The organism is Aliiruegeria haliotis (genome assembly GCF_003003255.1).
GTDB lineage: Bacteria > Pseudomonadota > Alphaproteobacteria > Rhodobacterales > Rhodobacteraceae > Tropicimonas > Tropicimonas haliotis.
Map to the genome: position 1 here is coordinate 214,680 of NZ_PVTD01000005.1, position 20,842 is coordinate 235,521.

Annotated in this window: 20 protein-coding genes; 7 read left to right on the forward strand and 13 right to left on the reverse strand. The window is 61.8% G+C overall.

What is annotated here, in order from left to right:
- Positions 1 to 3 precede the first annotated feature (3 nt).
- Complete coding sequence (locus tag CLV78_RS14140) at positions 4 to 2,667, forward strand: AsmA family protein (RefSeq protein WP_106205478.1); 2,664 nt, start codon at positions 4 to 6, stop codon at positions 2,665 to 2,667.
- 74 nt (positions 2,668 to 2,741) lie between these two features.
- Here CLV78_RS14140 and CLV78_RS23900 read toward each other — a convergent pair whose 3' ends face one another.
- Together CLV78_RS23900 and CLV78_RS14145 are read right to left on the reverse strand one after the other, a co-directional pair.
- Positions 2,742 to 2,894 carry a hypothetical protein gene (locus CLV78_RS23900; RefSeq protein WP_158263530.1) on the reverse strand — a complete coding sequence of 51 codons (153 nt, stop codon included), beginning with the start codon at positions 2,892 to 2,894 and terminating at the stop codon, positions 2,742 to 2,744.
- A gap of 290 nt (positions 2,895 to 3,184) precedes the next feature.
- Complete coding sequence (locus tag CLV78_RS14145; protein WP_158263531.1) at positions 3,185 to 5,509, reverse strand: mechanosensitive ion channel family protein; 2,325 nt, start codon at positions 5,507 to 5,509, stop codon at positions 3,185 to 3,187.
- Between the two features lie 1,107 nt (positions 5,510 to 6,616).
- Between CLV78_RS14145 and CLV78_RS23905 the strand changes: the two genes are divergently transcribed.
- Together CLV78_RS23905 and CLV78_RS14150 are read left to right on the forward strand one after the other, a co-directional pair.
- Positions 6,617 to 6,763 (forward strand): hypothetical protein, encoded by a 147-nt coding sequence (locus CLV78_RS23905; RefSeq protein WP_158263532.1) that lies wholly within the window; start codon positions 6,617 to 6,619, stop codon positions 6,761 to 6,763.
- A gap of 15 nt (positions 6,764 to 6,778) precedes the next feature.
- A complete protein-coding gene (locus CLV78_RS14150; RefSeq protein ID WP_106205480.1) occupies positions 6,779 to 7,510 on the forward strand; it encodes a BamA/TamA family outer membrane protein in 732 nt (243 codons plus the stop codon).
- A 261-nt stretch (positions 7,511 to 7,771) separates the two neighbouring features.
- Here the strand turns inward: CLV78_RS14150 and CLV78_RS14155 are convergent, their stop codons facing one another.
- Positions 7,772 to 8,107: a hypothetical protein gene (locus CLV78_RS14155; protein WP_106205481.1), complete on the reverse strand. Its 336-nt coding sequence runs from the start codon at positions 8,105 to 8,107 to the stop codon at positions 7,772 to 7,774.
- Positions 8,108 to 8,243: 136 nt separating this feature from the next.
- Positions 8,244 to 9,806 carry a hypothetical protein gene (locus CLV78_RS14160; RefSeq protein ID WP_106205482.1) on the reverse strand — a complete coding sequence of 521 codons (1,563 nt, stop codon included), beginning with the start codon at positions 9,804 to 9,806 and terminating at the stop codon, positions 8,244 to 8,246.
- A 159-nt stretch (positions 9,807 to 9,965) separates the two neighbouring features.
- Between CLV78_RS14160 and CLV78_RS14165 the strand changes: the two genes are divergently transcribed.
- From CLV78_RS14165 to CLV78_RS14180, 4 genes are all read left to right on the forward strand, one after another.
- Entirely contained in the window at positions 9,966 to 10,244 is a 279-nt protein-coding gene (locus CLV78_RS14165) for a hypothetical protein (RefSeq protein WP_106205483.1), read from the forward strand.
- A 197-nt stretch (positions 10,245 to 10,441) separates the two neighbouring features.
- Positions 10,442 to 11,536 carry an Ntn hydrolase family protein gene (locus CLV78_RS14170; RefSeq protein ID WP_106205484.1) on the forward strand — a complete coding sequence of 365 codons (1,095 nt, stop codon included), beginning with the start codon at positions 10,442 to 10,444 and terminating at the stop codon, positions 11,534 to 11,536.
- Positions 11,537 to 11,754: 218 nt separating this feature from the next.
- On the forward strand, positions 11,755 to 12,273 hold the full coding sequence (locus CLV78_RS14175; protein ID WP_106205485.1) for an outer membrane protein: 519 nt from the start codon (positions 11,755 to 11,757) through the stop codon (positions 12,271 to 12,273).
- A gap of 83 nt (positions 12,274 to 12,356) precedes the next feature.
- The gene (locus tag CLV78_RS14180; RefSeq protein ID WP_146136693.1) at positions 12,357 to 13,046 is read left to right on the forward strand and encodes a GAP family protein; all 690 of its coding nucleotides are present in this window, start codon (positions 12,357 to 12,359) and stop codon (positions 13,044 to 13,046) included.
- A 50-nt stretch (positions 13,047 to 13,096) separates the two neighbouring features.
- Here the strand turns inward: CLV78_RS14180 and CLV78_RS14185 are convergent, their stop codons facing one another.
- The 9 genes from CLV78_RS14185 to CLV78_RS14225 all read right to left on the reverse strand — a co-directional run bounded on the left by CLV78_RS14185 (position 13,097) and on the right by CLV78_RS14225 (position 20,833).
- The gene (locus CLV78_RS14185; RefSeq protein WP_106205487.1) at positions 13,097 to 13,720 is read right to left on the reverse strand and encodes a hypothetical protein; all 624 of its coding nucleotides are present in this window, start codon (positions 13,718 to 13,720) and stop codon (positions 13,097 to 13,099) included.
- Positions 13,721 to 14,029: 309 nt separating this feature from the next.
- On the reverse strand, positions 14,030 to 14,830 hold the full coding sequence (locus CLV78_RS14190; protein ID WP_106205488.1) for a hypothetical protein: 801 nt from the start codon (positions 14,828 to 14,830) through the stop codon (positions 14,030 to 14,032).
- A gap of 473 nt (positions 14,831 to 15,303) precedes the next feature.
- On the reverse strand, positions 15,304 to 15,738 hold the full coding sequence (locus CLV78_RS14195; RefSeq protein ID WP_146136694.1) for an alpha/beta fold hydrolase: 435 nt from the start codon (positions 15,736 to 15,738) through the stop codon (positions 15,304 to 15,306).
- A 141-nt stretch (positions 15,739 to 15,879) separates the two neighbouring features.
- Positions 15,880 to 16,200: an alpha/beta fold hydrolase gene (locus CLV78_RS14200; RefSeq protein ID WP_106205490.1), complete on the reverse strand. Its 321-nt coding sequence runs from the start codon at positions 16,198 to 16,200 to the stop codon at positions 15,880 to 15,882.
- A gap of 153 nt (positions 16,201 to 16,353) precedes the next feature.
- On the reverse strand, positions 16,354 to 17,382 hold the full coding sequence (locus tag CLV78_RS14205) for a LacI family DNA-binding transcriptional regulator (protein ID WP_106205491.1): 1,029 nt from the start codon (positions 17,380 to 17,382) through the stop codon (positions 16,354 to 16,356).
- Positions 17,383 to 17,481: 99 nt separating this feature from the next.
- Positions 17,482 to 17,784 carry a PfkB family carbohydrate kinase gene (locus CLV78_RS24920; protein WP_106205492.1) on the reverse strand — a complete coding sequence of 101 codons (303 nt, stop codon included), beginning with the start codon at positions 17,782 to 17,784 and terminating at the stop codon, positions 17,482 to 17,484.
- A gap of 84 nt (positions 17,785 to 17,868) precedes the next feature.
- The gene (gene rbsD, locus CLV78_RS14215) at positions 17,869 to 18,279 is read right to left on the reverse strand and encodes a D-ribose pyranase (RefSeq protein ID WP_106205493.1); all 411 of its coding nucleotides are present in this window, start codon (positions 18,277 to 18,279) and stop codon (positions 17,869 to 17,871) included.
- Positions 18,276 to 19,274 (reverse strand): ABC transporter permease, encoded by a 999-nt coding sequence (locus CLV78_RS14220; protein ID WP_106205494.1) that lies wholly within the window; start codon positions 19,272 to 19,274, stop codon positions 18,276 to 18,278. Before CLV78_RS14220 ends, rbsD begins: the two co-directional genes overlap by 4 nt.
- On the reverse strand, positions 19,271 to 20,833 hold the full coding sequence (locus CLV78_RS14225; RefSeq protein WP_106205495.1) for a sugar ABC transporter ATP-binding protein: 1,563 nt from the start codon (positions 20,831 to 20,833) through the stop codon (positions 19,271 to 19,273). Before CLV78_RS14225 ends, CLV78_RS14220 begins: the two co-directional genes overlap by 4 nt.
- Between the last annotated feature and the right edge of the window lie 9 nt (positions 20,834 to 20,842).

Below are 20,842 nucleotides of genomic sequence, written 5' to 3' on the forward strand. Positions count from 1 at the left end.
GTATTGACCGGAATCGTTCTGGTCATTCTGGCCGGATCATTCCTGACACTTCTGCTATCGGCCTCGCTGTTTCAGGAAGCCCGGCGTGAGATTGCCTCCAGGGTTTTGTCCAGCGAACTGTCGGCAGAGGTTCAGGTGGGGGGCGATGTCCGCTTGCTGCCGGGGCGCAGGATCCGGGTTGAGCTGACCGACATCCGGTTGATCGATTTAGTCCCGTCCTTGCAGCGACGGATGCATCTGGATCAGGCGTCTTTCGATTTCAAGGCGGAAAGGCTGCTCGATACCGGATTCGAGATCGAGAACCTGCGGGTTTCAGGGTTTCGGGCCGATTTCGATCGTAACACCGTAGAGGAGGAGTCCGAGCCGTCGGACGTGGTGGCATTGATCCTTGGAACAGAGGACGATCCCGGAGCCGGTTTGCTCGCCTATTTCCGGCATCGCGAGGTTGTTCTGGAGCGATTGGCCGTGCGCTACGTCGACAACGTGACCGGCTTTCGCTTCGATCACAACCTGGACAGCTTCATCCTTGCGCAACCTTCCGCGGATGCACCCGGTCGGCTCTTGTCCGAGGGCAGCGTCAACGGCAAACCGTTCCGGCTGGAAGGATCGTTCTCCCCCGACCACCCGTTTCGAAGCGACATGCGGTTGGGCAAGGCCGATATTGCACTGGAAGGGCTCACCACGTCTTCGGGCGAAGAATACGATGGCACGCTGACCCTGCGCACGGCATCGCTTGGCGATACCCTCGATGCAACCTTGCTGGACGGCGAATTCGATGGCACGGCGCAATTGTCCGCATCGCTCTTTCTGGCGCCCGGGTCGTTGAGGTTGCAGGACATCGATCTGGCGGTGCAACTGGATACGGGCACCAACGTGACTGCCAGTGGCGAAGTTGGCGACCTGCTCTCACTAGATGCCGTGGACATTCTTGCCGACATTTCGTTGCCTGCCACGCGCGGCGTGACCGAAAGGGTTCGCTACATTGACGACCTCCGGTTCCTCGGCGCATCAGCGCTAATCCTCGGCACGGACGGAGATTTGCGGCTGGACGAGGTGAACCTTCACACCAACGCCATGGACGCCAACTTCGAGAGGATCGGCCCGATATCCGTCGGTTCACTGCATCGGCAGGAGGACGGCGCACTTGCCGTGAGCGAGGTCGATGTGAAGGTGGGGCCGCCGGAGTCGCCCGTGGCGTCGGCGACCGGCACCATCGGGAACGTGTTGACGGCGTCCGGCATCGCGTTCGATGGCCAGATCCACATTCCAGGTGGGTATCTGGTGTCGTTCAAGCCACTGGACGAACTGGGCATTTTCCGTGGTCAGTTCAGCGCTAGCGACGCTGGTGGCGGGTTCGGCATTGATACGCTGTCAGGAGAGATCGCAGGCAATCCGATCTGGTCGCTGTCTGCCTCGCTTCAGGCGCCGGATCTCAAAGACCTCGCCTCTCTGAGTGCGGACCTGTCTGTAGACTGGAAGGATCTGCGCGCGTTCCAGTCAAAGGTCGGGACGGCCGTCATCGGAGTGAGGGACTTGCAGGCGGATTTGGCCATCCAGGGCGGGGAAAGAGCGCTTTCGGTGGAGTCGTCCTTCGGAGTTGACGGACGGTCGGTGGATCTGTCGGTTGAGTTTGGGCTCGACATGGAGGCGCCATCGCTTCGCGGCCGCCTTGCAAGTCCCGAGGTGTCGCTGGAAGACCTGAACCGGGTCGCGGAAGCCATTCTTGCAATCGTCGATCCCAAGACCGCAATCGTCAAAGAATCCCGATCCGGACGCAGCCCCAAGCCGCTCGTTCTCGAGGAGCCGAGAAGGATCGTCAAGCCACTTGTCATCGACCCGGATGCACCGGTTGAAAGCGTTTTCGATTGGGAAGACATCCTCCGCAATGCGGATGTTGATCTAGGCATCAGGATAGGCCGGCTAGTCGGGCAACAGTCGGTCGCAGCACTCGACAGTGCGCTGTCCCTTCAAGGAGGTGTGCTGAGACTATTCCCGGTGCGTGCGGATTTCGGACCCGTTGCAGTCGATCTATCCGCCTGGATGGATGTCGTGTCTGCACCTGACCGGTTGCGCCTGCAAGGCAATATGCGCGGTGTCGACATCGGGCGCCTGATGCGGGCCTCCGGCGTTGATTTCCCGGCCTCGGGAACGGTCAGCGGGGCGTTCGACCTGACGACGGACCTTGAAGAACCATCCGATTTGCTCCTCACGGCTCGGGGGGCTGCCCGCCTGAAGCTCGATACCGGGCAACTCGGGACCAGCCTGCTCGAACTTGCGGGGCGTGGCGTGTTGCCCTGGCTGTTTTCGAGAGACCTTGCCCGAGGCGGCAGCCGCATCACCTGTGCAGTGGCTCCGCTGGGGCTGGAACGCGGGATCCTGTCGATCCGCGATGGCGTGCTGGAGACCCCGACGGTGCAACTGGTTGTCACAGGCGCGGTCGATCTGCGACGGGAGAGCCTGGAGCTTCGCGGTGAGCCACGTTCCGTGGGACAGCCATTCGAGCGCAGCCCCTATCCGTTTGCGGTCACAGGGCCGTTCGCCGCGCCAGATGTCGCCCTGCAGAACGCCCTGGCGCCCCGCGGTGGACCAATCCGTGTCAAGCCTCACCCAAACCGCAAGCCATGTGTCCCGGATCGACGGCAGTTCCGCCTTGCGCGACCGCGATGAGGGTTCCCGCCTTGGATGCGACGCATCGCATCAGGAGCCTGTCGAAACGGCCCTGCGGCGCTGGGAATCGTTGCTCAAGCCATTGCGAACAGCGAAATGACGAGGAACGTGGCTGAGACGCCGACCACCCATTTCGCAAATATCTCCCCGCGCTCGGCGCGCTTGATGAAGGTACGGTAGTCGGCAAGGTCGCTTTGCCCGTCAACTTTCGTGGGAATACGTTTCATCGGCTATCTCCGTGCGGTAGAAATCTTTGAAGGTCACGGAGGAAATGGCAGTTCAGGCTGCACGGCGGGATGTAGGCTACGGTTTCCTACGGTTCCCGCCGGGGGGAACCGGAGTAGCCCAATCCAACACTCGTGCCGAAAGACGAGGCCGGCGAATGGCATTGATCCCCGGCGTTCATTGACTTCCACGGGTGCTGCGGCCCGGGCCGTATCTGACGCAGACGCGGTCAATGGTACGCCGGCTATGGGGGCGATTGCCTCGGTGGCAGGGTCCGTCCTGGCAGCTTCGTTCAGGCTTCAGGATCGCGAAGCAGTGCTTCCGGGTTCTTGAGCGTGACGTCGCGTTGCGGGAATGGCACCTCGATTCCTTCCTCACGCAGGCGGGACAGGATCCGGTGGTTCAGTTCTGTTCGTGCGCTCAGTCCGAAATTGATGTCCCGCAGGATCACCCGCACTTCGAACTCAAGCGCGTTGTCACCAAGGCCCTGGAACACGATGAGCGGGGGCGGGTTTCCAAGCACCATCGGGTGTGATTCCGCGGCTTCCCGTAGGATCCCTTCAACCTGCCGGGAATCACTGTCGTAGGAAACACCCACTGGAATGATGAGCCGCCCGGCGGTGTTGCCCAAAGTCCAGTTTACGACCTTGTTGGTCACAAGGTCCGAGTTCGGAACGATCACCCGCTGCCTGTCGAAGGTCTCGATCGTGGAGGCACGGACAGAGATCTTCCGGACCGTCCCCATCATGTCGTCAATCTCGATCCAGTCGCCTTCGGAAAACGGACGCTCCACCAGCAGGATGATGCCGGACACGAAGTTGGAGACGACGTTCTGCAAGCCAAAACCGATGCCAACGGAAAGCGCGCCGGCAATCACTGCGAGATTCCGGAAATCCAGCCCGGCGGTTGCGATGGCCAGCAAAACCGCGAGCAGGACGCCGAGATAGCCCATCCCAGCGACCATGGCTGCTTGCGCCCCTTTGTCGATCCGGGTGCGGGGCAGGATCGAACTGCGCGCGATACCTTGCAGGAACCGCGTGACTAGGATCCCGAAAACAAGTGTGATCAGTAATACGGTGACTTTGCCCGGCGACACCTGAAGGTCACCGACGGAGAAGCCACGGCTGACGATATAGGTCGCCTCCTTCCAGTCCAGCGCCCGGACCCCCCAGACTGACGCGAGGGCCGGCAGCGACAGCAGGAACACCGTGAAGCGCGCGATCGCCGCGCCGACCGTGTCGGCGCCGTCCGCGCCTTGACCACTGACGGCGCGGAACACGTTGTCGGACATTTGCTGCATCCAGAACACCCCGGCCAGCAGCCAGATTGTCAGCGTCGGTTCCCAGACAAAATACAATCCCAGGTCCAGATAGCCCGCGAGTGCCAGGATCGGGCCGACAAGGGCGCCGAGCAGGATGACATAGCCGAGGCCCCTGGCCACCTTGCTCACAAAGGCAACCTCTCCGACCGGGTCGGCATCCACGTCATCGACTTGGCCCTGCTCGTCCGCGTCGTCCGCGCTTATCGTCGTCAGCGCCCGCCCGATTCCGGCAAGGTGAATGGCCAGCAGCAGCACGACCGGAAACGCAAGCACGACCAGTGTTTCCGCTGGCGGCTCCAACACGTTGGCCACTCTCCGCAGGAGCAATCCGACGGCAACGGGAATACCGAGAGCCGCAAGATGACGTCGGGCTTTTCGCCGGGCATCGAAGGAAATGTTCAGGGGGATCTCGACGGACTGGTCGAGCGGCAGGATCTCGGCCCCCAGCCAGCGCGGGAACAGGGCTGCCAGCGCCATAAGGGGCAATGCGCCCAGTACCGCACTGCCATCCGGGCCCGGGGCAAGCAACAGATCCAGGCCCTGCTGAAGGAACAGGCAGGCCACGATGGGCGACGCGTAGGCAATCAGGTCGTCCAGCGGGCCGCTCTCCGCCTCCGCGTCGTCCGGGGTTTCCCGGATCATGCGCCGGTAGATGACCCCGCCAAACAGAAGCGGAATGGCGACGAAGATCAGCAGCAGACCGGCGACTGCATTGCCCGCGGCCCGGCGACTCTGTGTCCTCGCATCGTCCCAGATGTCCCGCAGCCCGTCGAGACCGGCCCGGATCGTGTTGCGCTCAACGAGAACCGGACCGGGCGACAGCAATGTCTCGCGGGTGGTCTGGCGGGAAAGCTGCTCGATCCGGGATATCAGGCCGGAGGCATGGGTCGACGCCTCCTCGGACCGTCGGAGGAAGGCAACCGCGTCCAGAAGGTCCTGCTCGATCTCGTCCCGCCGTGCAGCGATGTCTTCCGGCTCGCCCCCCTCCGGGGCGTCTCCCAGAGCGGCGATCTGCGCGAGAAAGGCATCGACCGGTATGTTCGCTTGCGCCGCAATCGAGTCGAACCGACCGCGCCAGTCCCTGAGATCCGGGATATACCGGTTCAACTGCTCGATATCTGGTGGGCTGGCCGCAAGCTGTTCCTCGATTGATGTCGCCAGCCTCGTCCAGGCCCTGAAATCATCCTGAAAGGTCTGCCGCGGACCATCCTGCGCGAGGAGCATTGGACCAAGCAGGACCATCGAAGCGACCAGTGCAATCACCAGGAGCAATGGTCTCGGCACGGTCATTCTCATCAGAGGCATCTCCAACCGTCGATCAACCCGGTGGTTCTTCCGGGCCGAACTCGGCAATGCGAAACAATCTGCCCGGTCCATGGCTGGCAATCAATCCTCACAAGACTTCTCATGGTTCGTGCGAATTTGCCAATGACTTTGAGCATCTTGCCGGGAGAGTGCCCGCACGGCCCACGGTGCCATGCGGCCCCGGATCCGCCGTCACGGCGTCGGGGCGCGCCCGGTGACAGGAAACGCTTGCTCGGGCGTCTCGCAGGTGCCGGCAGTGGTGTAGGGTGGCTTCAGCCGCCTTGGCGATCGAAAGGAACGGGCACTCCTGCCCAATCTGATGGCATGCAACTGCCGCGACCCGGAAGGGAACGGGATGTGGGACGTGTTCCGCCCCCGATGAAGCAAGCTACTGTTTGGCAACGGTTGTCTACAGTCCGGTCGGCCTGCGTGGTCGGTATGTCTCGCCCAACAAATCAACGGAGGCTCAAGCGAGGCAGAGACCCATCAGACAAACGCAGAACGTCCCGCCGCAACTGTATCAAACCCGCCCCAATGGCTGTCACGGCCACTCCAGTACTTTCCGCGAAGCCTTCCTTGGGAGGCGCGCGCGGATCGACATGCTGCGTGAAGCAGAAAAGGAAGGTATCTAGGCCCCAGTCAAGGCCACTCCCCAATCCGCAGGCGCTGTCCACGGCAAGCACCACTCCCTACGACACATCGTTCCCTCGAATTGAAACCACGCCTGTCCCGACGCGATCACTCGCCGCCACGGCCCTGACCGCTCACGGTTTCAATGTCCTCCTGGGCCTGTCCTCCCCGGCAGGCCCACATTTTTTGGCTACAGGCCTGTCGACCGGGCACCGGCGGGGTCCTGCCACATTGAACCGTTGCCGCCTGCTGCCGGCGCCAGATTGCCGAGTGGATCCGAACATCGATGCGTGGACCGGCCCGTTTGCAACCGGACACACATGCACAACACTGGCAAACTCATCCGGCCATATCGAACGCGGGATATGGCGTTCCCTTTGCGCATTGACCAGGGCCTGGCGGACCCGAAGACTGAGACCGAATGCAGGTTCAGGCATTGCGGCATTTGAACGAACCGGGGCGACGAAGATGAATGTAAGGTCATTGGTGGCGATGGCGGCACTGGCGTCGTTCTGGTTCATTCCCGCAGAGGCTCAACAGCAGGAGGGCGGCTTCTTCAGCCAGTTCGTCGACGAGCAGGACGGGTACCTCGATGCGTCGGATTTTCTGGACTGAGGCGGGTTCATTCCGTTGCCGATCCTGCTGACGGAGCCGGCATTGCAGGGCGGTCTGGGGCTGGTTGCGGCCTTCATCGACATTCCGGAGGACGACAGCCTGGCCGATCCGACTGTCACGGCACTCGGCTATATTCGAACCGGCAATGAATCTGAAATCGGGTTTGGCGCCCATTCCGGCAACGCCATGGACGGCGCCTTGCGGTACATGGCGGCGCTCGGGGGCGGCTCGATCAACCTCGACTTCTACCTGGGCGACGAAGAGAAGCCCGTGTCACTCAACAACGAAGCTCTCTTTGCCCATGTCGAGGCGCAATACCAGTTGGGTGACAGCCGCTTCTTCTTCGGTCCTTCCGCCACATGGATCAACACGACCATCTCGCCCAATGAGTCCGGGGCGCCCGGCTATGTCTCCCAGGAGGTCACGCTCGCCGCACTCGGGCTGTCACTGCACTACGATACCCGCGACAACCGGTTCACGCCACGCGACGGGATCAATGCGCGGGTGTCCTATGAACGTTTCGACGAGTCCTGGGGCAGCGACGCGGAATACAATACCTACGGGGCGTTCGGGGCCTGGTTCCACTCTCCGAACGACGCATGGACCCTGTCGGCGATGGCCGACCACAGGGCGGTGGACGGCGGGGCGCCCTTCTTTGTCGAACCTTCGATCAACCTGCGTGGCGTGCCACTCAACCGCTACCAGGGCCAGGACGTCGTCTCGGCCGAAATCGAGGTTCGACGGTAGCTCTCTCCGCGATGGGGCATTGTCGGATTCGGGGGCTATGGCGCCGCCTATTCCGGCGACAGCCAGATCCTGCCCAACGACAGCACGGCCACAACCTTTGGCGGCGGCATCCGGTATCGTATCGCCCGAAAGCTCGGTCTGGATATGGGGGTCGATGTCGCGCGCGGGCCGGAAGACACAACGTTCCATATCCAGTTCGGACATGCCTGGTCGCCGCGCATGGACTAGGCCCGTCGAGGTCGTAGGATGTCGTCTGGGAGCTCAGATATCCTCGCCGCAGATGCTCCTGTCGATCTCCATCAACTCCACCGGTGCGCCGCGCACTTCGATGAAGGCAACGACAAGACCCGGGGTTGGCGAGTTGGGTTCGATGATGACCTTCTGCCCTTCGAGTGCCGCTGCGAGGTTCTCCACCTCGAAGGCAACATGCGGGACCGTTTTGACCAACTCGGGATAGGGCGCGCCGGGATCATAGCGTTGCCACTGGATTCCGAATGGATTGTCCTTGTGATCGCTGACCGTCATCGACAACTCGGGGAGCGGGATCTCGCCGTCGAATTGCGATGTCGTGGGAATGCCGATGTGGTTGAACTTCACTTTTTCCTCCACCGTCGTGAGTGACCCGCAGGCACCAGTTTATTGCCCACAGGTGCCGGTCTATCCGGGCCTGCCGGAAAGGAAGGGGCCTTCGGAGACAGGCGAGCCCTGCCCGAACCGCTCCCGGATACCGGGATCAGTCGGTGTTGCCTGAGCTCGCTTTTTCCTGCGCTGCGGTCAGGCCCACCTGCAGGCGTTGGGCGAGCTCGGGACTCATCGGGATCGTACTCGCGTATTCGACCGGGTCGAGTTGTGCACGGTCGAACACGGACAACGCCTCTCTTGCCAGGTCATGCTGCCCGGCCAGCTCATGCGCTGCGGCGATCAGCATCCAGTCATAAAGGCTGTCGCGCGCATCGACATGCCTGACCATCGCGGACGCGGTCTGGAAGTCACCTTCGACCAGGGGCCGAATAGCAAGTGCAATCGTCGTCCAGATCGGCAACAGCGGGTTTCGGGCGCGGGCGTCATCGACCAGCGCGAGGCCCTTCTCGAAATCGCCTGCCTTCGCGAACCAGCCGCCCGCAAGCGCGGTCAGCAAGGTGCCATTCTGGTTGGCCTCCACCGCGCGGTCGATCAGGTTCCGGTACCGCGCATCATCGCCGCGAGCCTGCGCGAAGGCGGCGGCGGCAAAAAGGGCTTCCTGGCAATTGGGAGCGAGGGCAATCGCCTTCTCGGCATGTCCGCGTCCGGGGTCGATGATATCGGACACGGGCATCACACCGAGCGACGCGGCCTCGATCAGGCCGATCGCAACGAGCGCATGCGCCAGGCCGCTGCTCGGGTTGTCCCGCACGGCGGCTTCGGACAGATCCCGGAACTCCTGAAGGCTCGCAAGCCGAGAGGTCCGCATATGCGCGTGGAAGGCCAGCAGCGCCTCGAACACGCTGGCATCGGCCGCCGCTCGCCCCGAAAACTGCGCACTCAGATCCTCCGCTACGGCGCCGTAGGCGTCCGCCATCCGGGTTGCGCATTGCCGGGCGATCCTTTCCTGAACCTCGAATGGATCGGCCTCGTCCGCGCCAACACGGAAACGATCCGACCACACGAGCGTTTCACCCGGAACCCGGCTCAATTGCACCGAAACCCGCAGGCTTCCGGCCGCTTCCCGGACGTTGCCACGCAGAATGTAGTTGGTGCGCCCTTCGAGTTCGGCGGGCACCGACTCGTCGTCTTCCGGGGTGTTCAACCATCCGGAGATGACCCGGATCTGACCGAAACGGGCAAGCTCCAGCGCGATTTCCTCGGGCAGGCCGTCGCGATATAGCTGCGCCTTTTCGCTGTCTCCCCCTTCGAAACGCAATATGGCCAGCGTCGGAAGGCCGTGCATCGACGGGGCGGCCCTCTGCGCGGGAGCGACCTTTCGGCGTTCGAACTCCGGGCGATACCGCCCTTTCGGCACCGAGATCACGATGTCGTCCTCGGTGCCGGAGGTGAGGTAGTAGTGTTCGATCGCCTTGCGGAGCTTGACCGCCTCGATCCTGACGATCGGGTCGTTGTTGGAATCGAAGTCAGCTCCGCGTCCGAAGACGTCCATGGCCAGCGCCGTGCCCCTGAGCAGTTCGCCGCGCCCGTCCAACTCCTCGTTCACGAGATGCGTCAGGAATTTCTGCACCCGTGGACCTGCGGTGAAATCGGGCGACGACAGCATGCGGGCGAGTTGTTCCAGAACCGCTTCGCGGGTCAGGTCTTCTTTCACGGAAATGTTCCTTCGGCAGTTCAACCGGCAGCGATCGACCGCCAGCCCGGTCAAGTATCGTAGTGTCTTCCAACCGTTGCGCAACCGTTGTCGACATCCCGTGCCCCGGCGGCGCGGTCTATCTGCCGTGCACCACCACCTGTGTCCCGGAGACCTATCATGAAGACCAAGACCTCCCTGCCTGGCCTGTTCGGGCTTGCGATAATAGCAACCCTCGCTGTGGGCTCCCCTATGGTAGCATCCGCCGGCGCGTCCAACCTGTCCCAGGCGACGGTCGGCCAGGCTCGCAAGGCCGGTGTTCCGGAGTCCTGCATTGCGAAGATGACACATGCGGATATTGCCGTGATCAAGTCGATCTCGGGCAAGCGCCGTCTCAGTGTTCCCACCCGTCAAAGGCGGACCCGGGAATACGTGAAGAAGATCTGCCGCAGACCTTGAGCCCTGCAGCCTGCAACTTGCCTGCCCCTCGCCCGACGCGGTCATCCCAAGGATGGCCGCGTTTTCGTTCGGGGGGCATGGGCGCCGGGGAAACCGTAGACAACCGTTGCCAACCTGCAATTCGCCGCTGCGGAGCCGCACATTCAGATCATCAAGAAGCGAGGACGACACAGTCCCCAAACGCAAGGAAGATGAAGATGAAATCCCTCAACCAGAAAGCCCGCTCCTGGAAATCCCTGGTCGTGACCGGTGTTTTGGCCGCAGCCATGACCTCCAGCGCGCTCACCGCCAATGCCTGTTCCCGCTGGGTCGCCGACACCGACCATGGCATCGCCGTCATCCGCACCTACGACTGGGCTGACCAGCTTGGCGCCGTCGCCCGTGTCCATCCTGTCGGCGAAGTGCGCGTTTCCAGCCCGACGCCCGGCTACGAAAACACCGCCACCTGGACCGTCAAGCACCACGCCGTCTCCTTCGAGGAGCATGACGTGTTCCACGGCACCGCGGGCGAAGTTGTCAACGACAAGGGTATGTCCGTCCACATGCTGTACCTAGACGACAGCAAGCACTTTGTTGCCGACCACGAAGATACAGGTGCCCCGGCGCTGAGCCTCAAGGATGTCTCCGCCTTCATCGCCGAAACCTACGCCAGCGTTGACGAAGCGGTTGCAGGCTTCGAGGCCGGAGAGTTTCAGTTCGCATGGCGCTCGGGCATCGACGGTGCGGTTCACGGGCTGCATGTCTCGGTTGTCGACACGTTCGGCGACATCGCGCTGTTCCAGCTGAACGAGGGCGGCGAGATGGTCGTCCACCGCGGCGATCAGGCCAGCGACCTCCGCATCCAGGCAAACGCTCCGCTTCAGCAGGACCACCGTGCCTATGTCCGTGGCTTCGCGCTGGACAAGAACCCGATGGGCCAGAACCTGCCGTCCTCGATCTCCTCGCCGGATCGCAACCTGCGCCTGCTCTGGGTCTCTGACCGGCAGAACTTCGAAGGCCTGAGCAAGCAGCAGACCATGGCCGTGATGCAGCAGAGCTTCGACAATGCTGCCGGTGTGCCCGCCGATCTGGTGGACCCGATGAATGGCGAGACCTACCGCACCTGGGTCGGCTTCAAGCACTTCCTCCAGGATGGAACGGTCACCGTGCGCGGCTACGATACCGCCACCGAGATCACCTTCAATATCGAGGACACCAAAGGTTTCAACGGCCCGGTCTGTGCCGATCTGATCCAGCAGGCCAGCGAGGGCAACACCGAAGTCACCTGGAGGGTCTGCGAAGCGAACTCCTGATCCACTCCAATCCCTTGTATCTCATGACATCGGCCGTTCCGGGAAACCGGGGCGGCCTTTTTCGTGCCGGGCGTCCCGATCCGTGATGTCCTACGCCGTGCCGGACATACCGTAGCCTACTGTTGCCTACATACCGGACGGTTCGTGTCAGGCGTATCTCAGTGTCATCGAAAGGGCCAAAGCCCAACACGCAGAAACGCTCCTCAAGGACAGAATCAATGACCAAATCGAAACTCATCGCTGCAATCGCCACCGCCGCGGCCCTGGTGGCCAGCGTACCGGCCTATGCTGCCGACGACTGGGGCGGCTCCTATGTCGGTGTCCAGCTCGGCTTCGGCGACACCGGAGAAGGCAGCAAGAAACGCTACCCCACGTTCGGGGTGCAGGCCGGACATGACTGGCAGATCGACAACTGGGTCGTGGGCCTGGGGGTCGACTCCTACCACGGCGAAATCGGCACCGGCTTCGGCAACCTGGACTCCCTGAGCCGCGTCAAGGTCCGTGGCGGCTATGCCTTCGGCGATACGCTGGCCTATGTTTCCGCCGGTGCCAGCTATGGCATGAGCCGGGACTTCGGAAACGACTGGGGCTACTCGGCCGGTATCGGTGTCGAGCATCGCATCTCCGAGCGGGTCAGCCTGACCGGTGAGATCAGCCAACACCGCTTCGACGATTTCAACAAGCTCGGCAGCCTCGATGCGACGACCGTGAGTGTCGGAGTGAATTACCGGTTTTGATATGTCCGGTGATTGGATACATCGAGATCGAACCGCGCCTGCTGCTCTCCTGCGGCAGGCGCCCGCATGATGGGGTTGCAACAATGAACAGCCTTTGGTCAATCGGACTGCCGATACTGGTTGTCGACGTCGCCAACCCAGTGCTTCTGGCCGCCGTTATCCTGGCGCTCACGACCCCACGGCCACTGGCGTTGAGCATTTCTGTCATCGCCGGGCACACGCTTGCGTATTTCGGTGCAGGTGTGCTGATCGCTTTTGGTCTAGCAGACCTGATTGGCCAGATGCTCTCCCCACTGCTGGATCGGTTCAGCAATCCCATTCCGGTCGATTTCGTGATCGGACTGGCAATCGGCATCTTGCTGCTCGTGGTTGCCTGGCGGTGGAAGGTGGCGCCGCCGGACCCTGCAAAAAAGGGGGCGGACGAGCCGAAGCAAAGTATCGGCATGGCGCTGGCGTTTGGCGGCATCATAAACTTCGCGGGCATCCCCTTTGCCCTGCCGTATTTCGCTTTCATCAACGAGCTCTACCAGCTTGATGGGGAAAGCAAGCTCAGCGCGCTGGTGGTATACAACCTCCTCTACGCCGTGCCGTTCCTGTTGCTGCCACTGGCATTTGCCATCATGGGCAAATCGGTCATGTCGGTCTTTGAGCGTATCAACGAGATCGTGGCAAAGTACTCCGCCTATATCATCCCGGCGATCATCGGTCTGCTCGGAGCTGCGCTTGTGCTGGATGCATTGCTCTATTTCTGGTCTGGCACGGGCCTCTACTGAAGGTCGAGCGCAGAAATCCAACGATCAGCCAGCGGTGCAATGCGCCTGCACTACGGTCGCCCGGTGCTGAAGGATACCGGCTTCGGAGTTTTGAGTGGTTTCCCTGCTTCCATTCGTGCCGTCTCGACCGAAACGCCAAGAGCGGGAACGTAGGACAGAACAGAGGTCAGTTGCTTCTCGCCCCGAGAGACACGCACCCGCACATCGAACCCCTCGTAGTCACACCCGGCAATGGTCAGGGGGCCGGGGTCGCCCGCAAGCACAGATATCGATGTCATCTCTACCCGCGAGCCGTCGGCAAAGATGGCCTCGCCCTCGAAATCCAGGGACACACCTGGTTCGGGTTCGTAGGATTTCGGATCCACATCCGAATGCCGGGTCATCACGCGCGTCCGGCGCAGGTTCAGTGGGCCCAGCGTCTCGATCTCATCTACGACAAGGATGCCGCCGCGTGACACCACGCGATAGCCGGCGTCGTCAATGTCATTGCGGATCCATTCGTACAGGAGGCCGTCCGAGTTCATCCGAAGCTCCACGATCCAGCCGTCGTCATAGACCAGATACGCCGGGTCGCCCGCTTGCATCGAGTCCGGCGTCGGGCATTCGGCAAAGGCCGCCGTGGCGGCGAAACCAATTGCACAGGCGGCACAGTACGAACGTATGGTGTTTCTCATTCCTGACGACCTTCTCGCGACGGGCTTGGGCCTAACCTTCGTCAGGGTTCCATGTCTGTCAATGGGATAGGTATGTGTCACGGTTCGATACGCACGCCCTTGGAGCCTTTCGGCCATGGTGACGTAGAATTGCCCCAACAGCCCGAGTGGTTCCTGCCGACTGTTGAGGCATGTCTGCCCGGGTCGTCCAATAAGTTGCCTCGGAGGCACGTCAGTGCAGCCCTCATACAGGCGACGCCGGGGCATTGCCGATGTCGCGTGCGTCAGGTCAGAGGATGACGGACCACCAAAGAGGCGGGTGAGACGGGATCAGGGGAAGAAGTAGTTGAACGAAAACTTGAACTGGCTTTCGTTTGCACCGTCCGGCTTCGCAGCCATCGCATAGGCGCCAAGGCTGGCATCGAAGGCGCCGCCATTGGCGAGCGGCCAGGTCTTGCCAAGCGTCAGCCCGACAGGAACGGTCCAGCCATCACGATCCCGCTCGGTGTTCCAGTTGTAGGTGAGCGAGTTGTTATAGCCGACGTAGGAGCCGCCGAGGAAGTTCGCCAAGTTGTAGAACACGATGGGCTGGACAGTGGTGACCGAAAAGTCGTCTTCGCCCCACAGATGCCCGAGGATACCGCCGTAGGACAGATCGCCGGCAAAGCCGAAACCGACCACGGCAAACCCGAGCCCGTTGCCCGGGCCGCCCAGCTTCGTGTCACGGGTCTTGATCGAGAATTGCGGGCCGTAGCCGAGTTTGAAACCGCCCGACGCTGCCGTCGGCACCCAGAAGACCTGCCCGACAGTATCTCCGACACCGATATCCTTGGCGAGCGGGTCGTCGGGACGCCCGAGGAACGGCAGGATGCCGCGAAAGATCAGGTTTCCGGCGTCGGTCTCGATTGTCGTGGCACCCTGAAGCTGGAAATTGTAGGTCTTGTCCTCGTCCTCCGGACCGTAGCCGATGGTGTTGTCGGTGAAGAGTGCCGTCACCGGTGCCAGCGGGTCCTGCGCATTCCGCGCTGCCTGGCAGGCCGCATCGCAATCATCCTGCGCGAGGGCCGAGGTGCCGAACAAAACGGCCAACGCCGCCGTGGCAGCAAGGATCTTTTCTTGGTGGTTCGCCATCACATGCCTCTTGCCAGAGTGTTCCCGGGGACGTCCGGGATATAGTGGGAACGGCTGGCCGGTCTATCCATTTTGTGCCAAGCCAGCCGCGGTGCCGGTGTTGTGATGTGCTTGCAATAGCGACCACCGGGAGATGAGTACGGATATTCTGGCCGCACACTTTTTCGGGGGCAGGCGGTTTTTGCGGGCGCCTTGGTTTCGTGAACCGCGCGGCGACTGCGGACGATATGCCGGACCGCCACCATCGCGTCCAATACCAAGGACGGCCGACGCAGACGGCTTCGCTCTGCCGCATTCCCGGCCATCGCAACCGATCTGGCAGTGTTTCCTGGTGGCGATGGCCGCGACCGCACAAAAACCCTTCAAATCCAACGCCAACCGTTTCGTCCGGAATGCCGACGATCTTGTGTTTCAGGTGGAAACGGCGTTCGTCTTGGCTTTCCCGTCGGAAACCCGGCCTGCATCACCCAATTCTACACCGTATTGGGACGATCTATGCCCGACTGCTGTTCGAGGAATGCGGCGACCGCCGCGTTGAACTCCTCGGGCCGCTCCCGCATCGGCCAATGACCGGCCTCCATCAAGTTCAGGGTGGCATCAGGCATCCGGTCTGCTGCCGCTTCGATACCGGATTGCGGAACAAGCCGATCGCCACGGCCATGCAGAAACAGAGTCCTGTGGGAAATCCGATGCACGTCGGGAAGGAAATTGCTGACGAGGCAGGCAGGGCCGATCTCACCGCGCTGAAAATCGGCGAATGCCCGGCCCGCCTCCCGGAGCGCGAGTTTCTCCATGACGTCTGTCACGATCGCCTCGCTCACCCGGATTGGATCGGCAGAGTGCGCTTCGACGCCACGCCGGGTCACGCCCCGGCTGCGACGCATCAGGCGGAAACTTGCGACGGTCATCGGAAGGCGTGTGAACAGATAGGACAGCAGATGCGCGGGCGCCTTGCTTTGCAATCCATAGGGGCCAGCTGCAAACATCCAGTTAAGACGAGATTGATGGTGCAGCGCAAGCCAGAGTTCAACCCCAGAACCCATTGAAATTCAGGGCACATTCGCGCAACAAATGTGCAACGCGTCGAGCAGATCCAGCAACCAGTTCCCGAGGTCGGCGATGCGAAAGGGACCGCCCAACAGGTCGCTTCCGGCATGCCCCGGCCAATCGGGCGCGATGACGTGGTGGTGCTTGGCAAGGTGCGGAAACAGCAAGCGCAATGACAAGGTTACCCGATCCAGCCCGCCACCATGAAGAAGCAGCACCGGAGCGGCAGCATCGATCCCGCCCCGGACAAAGCTGACCTGTCGCCCCCCGAGGATCAATTGCTCGGAGGGCGGGATTTCAGCGGGGGACGAACTGAGTGTCATGCAGGCTCCAGCCTGTGGGGCTGATCAAGCCGACGATCGCGAACGTCAATCGAACAAACCACTGCGTTGCCTGAGTTCTGTGCGAGCAAGATCTCGTTCTGATCCCGTACTCTTGGTGGAGTTCTTTAAGCCAGCCAGAGTGCAGTGGGGTCGTCAATTGGATTTGGCCTTGCCGGCGAGTGGCACGGTAGATCGCGATTCCGCCGTCACGGTCGATCCACGAACAATCAGACTGCCGCGAATTTTGACATCATGCGAGGCGATTGAAGTATCAATGATCGGGGCGATCACCGCCCTTGCGAGCGCCTGAATCGGCTGCCGGATCGTGGTCAGTCGCGGATACGCAAGCGCGGACATGTCGATGTCATCAAATCCGGTCAGAGCGATATCCGCCGGTACCTTCAGTCCCCGGTCCCGAGCGGCCCGCATTACGCCGATCGCAATCTGGTCGCTTGCTGCGGCCACGGCACTTGGCATGTTCGCCCGCTTTCCGGACATGATGTCGTGCCCGATTGTCTCGCCCGACTCGAAGGAGAACTGCCCCTCCCGAACCTCCAGATCGATTGGATCGTCGTGCGTGGAAAGAGCTCGTATCCGTTGGACGAAACCGTTTTGTCGCACTCTGCCGACCTCGGTATTCGGGGGGCCGGAAATGTAGCAAATGCTCCGATGCCCAAGGGCATGAAGATGCTCTGCGATCTGGATCGACCCATGTTCATTGTCGATACAGGCGAGCGGCCGGTTGCGAAAACGTCTGTCGATCGAGAGAATCGGCACGTCGCTGTCGATACTCGCTTCGGGTGAATCGGAAGAAGCGACGACGATCAACCCTCGTGGCGAACGATCCAGAAGAGCCATGATTTGCCGGCTTTCCGTCTCCAGATCGTCATGCGTGTTCGCAAGCATAACGAACTGGCCATGGGAAGCCGCCTCTGTTTCGATGGCTTTGGCAAGTTGTGCGAAGAACGGATTGGTAATGTCGGGAACGACGAGGCCGATGACATCGACGCGATTGGTCCTGAGGGCCCGGGCGGCCTGGTTGGGTTTGTAGTCGAGTTCCTCGATCACCGCTTGCACACGTTCTCTCAGGCGCTGCTTGACGGTTGCATTGCCTGACAGAACCCGGGAGACCGTCCCGACAGAAACCCCGGCACGTTCTGCCACGTCGCGAATGGTCGCCATCTCGGTTCCTCCGGCTTTGCTCTCGCCCGGTAATCGCGAACACGCCCGGGCGGTGTCGCGTATCACAGCTCATTTGACAGCGCACGTCCGGACCTCCTTTCACGTCGGCAAGGACGCAACTGCACCGGGCCGCGTCGCTGATAGTGCAGCCGCCCTCGGGGCGAACTCAACCGCGTGTTCAAGGCTGGCGCGTCGCGAAAGCTCCGCTGCAATCCCGCCGTTGAGGCAATTGGGTCCCGCGACCGTATCGACAGCCGTCACGACAGGCGCTGCGCACGATCCGCTGGACTCGCCGGTTGCCCATGCCAAACCAGTTACTCCAAGCGTAACGATAGCGCCGACACCGTGCCGCAGCGGTGCACTGGTTGGCTCCTTCGCCACCAAGCGCGTGAGCGAATCCACGCGCCTCTATCGTCTCACCAACCCGCAGCCAGCGTTCGAGTTGGATAGAAAGATCCACGTTGATGCTGCCAACCACGACCTCGGTCAAAACGCCACTCCGCTTATGAGGATAACGTTGGCGTAAGGCGTGACTTCGCCAGTGCGAATGACGGCCTTCGACCGAGACGTGCGCGCTTTGAATGCGTCGTGCGACATCTGCTCAGTGACGATCGGCTTGCCGGTTTGCTCACGCCAGACCGCCATTTCGGCGTCGAGCAGTTCGACCAGTTCTGCGCTTGCCTCTTCTGCCCAAATGGCCCGCTCGACGACGAGTTCGAGCCGCAGCGCCGCCAGCACTTCCATGAATCGCGGCAATCCCGGCACGATGGCAAGGTCGATGACCGCTACCCCCTCGGGCACCGGCAACCCGGCATCGGCTACAACGACCTCGTCCATATGCCCAAGGGTGGAGACGAGGGTGCTGAGATGGCGGTTGAGAAGTCCGGTGCGTTTCATTTCGAGGCATACTTTGCGCGATAGTAGTCAAGGATAACGGCGATGATGATGACGACGCCGGTGATCATCTGCCGCATGAAGTCGTTCAGCCCGATCAGGATCAGCCCGTTGGCCAGAACGCCGATGATGAAGGCCCCCAGCAAGGTACCAATCACCGAACCCCGGCCGCCGCTGAGGCTGGTTCCACCAATGATGACGGCAGCGATGGCATTGAGTTCGAATGCAATCCCGGCAATCGGGCTGGCGATGTTCAGTCGCGCCATGTAGACGATCGCCGCAATTCCCGCGCAGAGCCCGCAGATGGTGAAGGCCCCGACCTTGTACCAGAACACCGGATGCCCGGCGAGGCGGACGGCCTCCTCGTTGTTGCCGATGCCATAGATCAGCCGACCGAACACGGTGAAGTTCAGGATGAACCAGGCCACCACGACCAGCGCCAGCGCCACAAGGAACACGATCGGAATGCCATAGACCATGGCAGAGCCAAATTCCTCGAAGGCGAAGGGGAACGAGTATATGGTTTGTGCGTCGGAAATGTGCAGCGCCGCGCCGCGCGCGATGTTCAGCATCCCCAGCGTGATGATGAAAGACGGCAGCGCCCAGTAGGCGCTGACCACGCCATTGAAGAGGCCGCAGACCACGCCTGCCAACATCCCCGCGACAATCGCCAGGATGATCAGCTCGGCATCGCCCATCCCCGGCATAGTGATCGCCTTGCCGGCGACCACCGCCGCAAAGGCCATCACCGAGCCAACGGACAGGTCAATTCCTCCGATGAGGATCACGAAGGTCATCCCGACGGCTAGGATCAGGTTGATGGTGATCTGGGTCAGGATGTTGGTGATGTTGTTGGCTGTCAGGAAATGCTCGGTGAAGATCGAGAAAAACAGGATGATCGCCAGCAACGCCAGCCCGATCCCGGCATTGTTCAGGATTGATCGTAGCGAAAACCTGTTCGGTCGCGTGGCCTCGGCCGTCTGTGTCGTCTCGGTCATTGCCCTGCCTCTTGTGCGCGCGCTTCCTGCCCGTAGGCCATGCGCAGAATGGTTTCTTCCGAAAACGCGTCGCGATCGAGCGTTCCCTGCACTTCGTTCTTTGATAGAACCATGATCCTGTCGCACAGCGTCATCAGTTCCGGCATTTCCGACGAAACGATCAGCATCGCCACGCCTTCCGAAACGAGCCGCTTCAGGATTGCATAGATCTCGAATTTTGCGCCGACATCGACACCCCGGGTCGGTTCGTCGAGCATCAACACCCGCGGATTGCGTGCCAGCCACTTGGCGAGCACGACCTTCTGCTGGTTGCCCCCTGACAGACTAGCCGCCGGGTCCGAGGTCGCGCCGTACTTCAGGGCCAATCGTTTGCCGCCGTCTCGGGCCTGCTGCCGTTCCTGACGGAAGTTGATCAGACCACGCCGGGCGACATCTCGTAGGTTGACGAGGCTGATATTGGCGGCAATCGGCATTTCAAGGATCAGCCCCTCGTCCTTGCGATCTTCGGTGACAAAGCCGATCCCGTTGTGAATGGCGTCCTTGGGACCCTTGAAACGAACCTCGCGCCCGTCGCGGGCGATCCGCCCTTCCACGACCGGGTCCACACCGAACAGGCTGCGCAGGATCTCCGTGCGGCCGGACCCTACAAGCCCGGCAATCCCGAGGATCTCGCCATAGCGCAGCTCGAAGGAGATCGGCGCGGTGTCCGGGCTGGCCTGCACACGCAGCCCGTCCGCCCGAAGGGCGACCTCACCAATCTTGCTCTTGGGCAGGGACGCGGCCGCGCCGGACTCCACCGCGCGACCAACCATGTGCCGGACGACGCCCTCCGGCGTGGTGTCCGGAATGTTCTCCGTGGTGATCGTGATCCCGTTGCGAAAAACCGTAACGCGATCCGATATTTCGAACACCTCTTCGAGGTGATGCGAGACGAAAACAACGGTCACGCCATCGGCCTTGATCCTGCGCACGATCTCGAAAAGGCGCCGGGTCTCGCGTTCCGTGAGTGTGGCGGTCGGCTCGTCGAGAATCAGCAATCGGCTCTTCGACTGCAACGCCCGGGCGATCTCGATCAGTTGCCGGTGGGCAATGCCCAGCGAGGAGACCGGCGCCCGTACATCCAGATCGGTCAATCCGATCGATTCCACCGCCGAGCGGGCGCGTCGGTTCATCTCGGCTCGGTCCAGAAGGCCGAGCCGGCTGCGCGGCATCGCTTCGATGGAGATATTTTCAGCCACGCTAAGGTGATCGAGCAGATTGAACTCCTGGTGGACGACCTGAACGCCGGCCTGCTTGGCATCGTTCGGCGTGGCGGGCGAGAATGGCGCGCCATCGAACTCGATCATGCCGGAATCGTAACCGTAGACCCCCGTGAGAACCTTGATCAGGGTCGATTTCCCCGCACCGTTTTCCCCGACCAGCGCGTGGACCTCGCCTTGCGACAAAGTGAAATCCACACCGTCCAGCGCCTTGACGCCGCCGAAGTGCTTTTTCAAGCCCCGCACGAGGAGGAACGGCTGCTCCGGTTCGTGCGCGGGGATCGATACCGCTGGTGTCATGAGTGTCAA

What these genes read in the sequence shown, in the direction of transcription:
- CLV78_RS14175 (WP_106205485.1), top strand. Translation starts at nt 11,755, where the DNA reads ATGACCAAATCGAAACTCATCGCTGCAATCGCCACCGCCGCGGCCCTG.
- CLV78_RS14145 (WP_158263531.1), bottom strand. Translation starts at nt 5,509, where the DNA reads ATGAGAATGACCGTGCCGAGACCATTGCTCCTGGTGATTGCACTGGTC.
- CLV78_RS23905 (WP_158263532.1), top strand. Translation starts at nt 6,617, where the DNA reads ATGAATGTAAGGTCATTGGTGGCGATGGCGGCACTGGCGTCGTTCTGG.
- CLV78_RS23900 (WP_158263530.1), bottom strand. Translation starts at nt 2,894, where the DNA reads ATGAAACGTATTCCCACGAAAGTTGACGGGCAAAGCGACCTTGCCGAC.
- CLV78_RS14225 (WP_106205495.1), bottom strand. Translation starts at nt 20,833, where the DNA reads ATGACACCAGCGGTATCGATCCCCGCGCACGAACCGGAGCAGCCGTTC.
- CLV78_RS14165 (WP_106205483.1), top strand. Translation starts at nt 9,966, where the DNA reads ATGAAGACCAAGACCTCCCTGCCTGGCCTGTTCGGGCTTGCGATAATA.
- CLV78_RS14185 (WP_106205487.1), bottom strand. Translation starts at nt 13,720, where the DNA reads ATGAGAAACACCATACGTTCGTACTGTGCCGCCTGTGCAATTGGTTTC.
- CLV78_RS14195 (WP_146136694.1), bottom strand. Translation starts at nt 15,738, where the DNA reads ATGACCGTCGCAAGTTTCCGCCTGATGCGTCGCAGCCGGGGCGTGACC.
- CLV78_RS14205 (WP_106205491.1), bottom strand. Translation starts at nt 17,382, where the DNA reads ATGGCGACCATTCGCGACGTGGCAGAACGTGCCGGGGTTTCTGTCGGG.
- rbsD (WP_106205493.1), bottom strand. Translation starts at nt 18,279, where the DNA reads ATGAAACGCACCGGACTTCTCAACCGCCATCTCAGCACCCTCGTCTCC.
- CLV78_RS14180 (WP_146136693.1), top strand. Translation starts at nt 12,357, where the DNA reads ATGAACAGCCTTTGGTCAATCGGACTGCCGATACTGGTTGTCGACGTC.
- CLV78_RS14190 (WP_106205488.1), bottom strand. Translation starts at nt 14,830, where the DNA reads ATGGCGAACCACCAAGAAAAGATCCTTGCTGCCACGGCGGCGTTGGCC.
- CLV78_RS14220 (WP_106205494.1), bottom strand. Translation starts at nt 19,274, where the DNA reads ATGACCGAGACGACACAGACGGCCGAGGCCACGCGACCGAACAGGTTT.
- CLV78_RS14170 (WP_106205484.1), top strand. Translation starts at nt 10,442, where the DNA reads ATGAAATCCCTCAACCAGAAAGCCCGCTCCTGGAAATCCCTGGTCGTG.
- CLV78_RS14200 (WP_106205490.1), bottom strand. Translation starts at nt 16,200, where the DNA reads ATGACACTCAGTTCGTCCCCCGCTGAAATCCCGCCCTCCGAGCAATTG.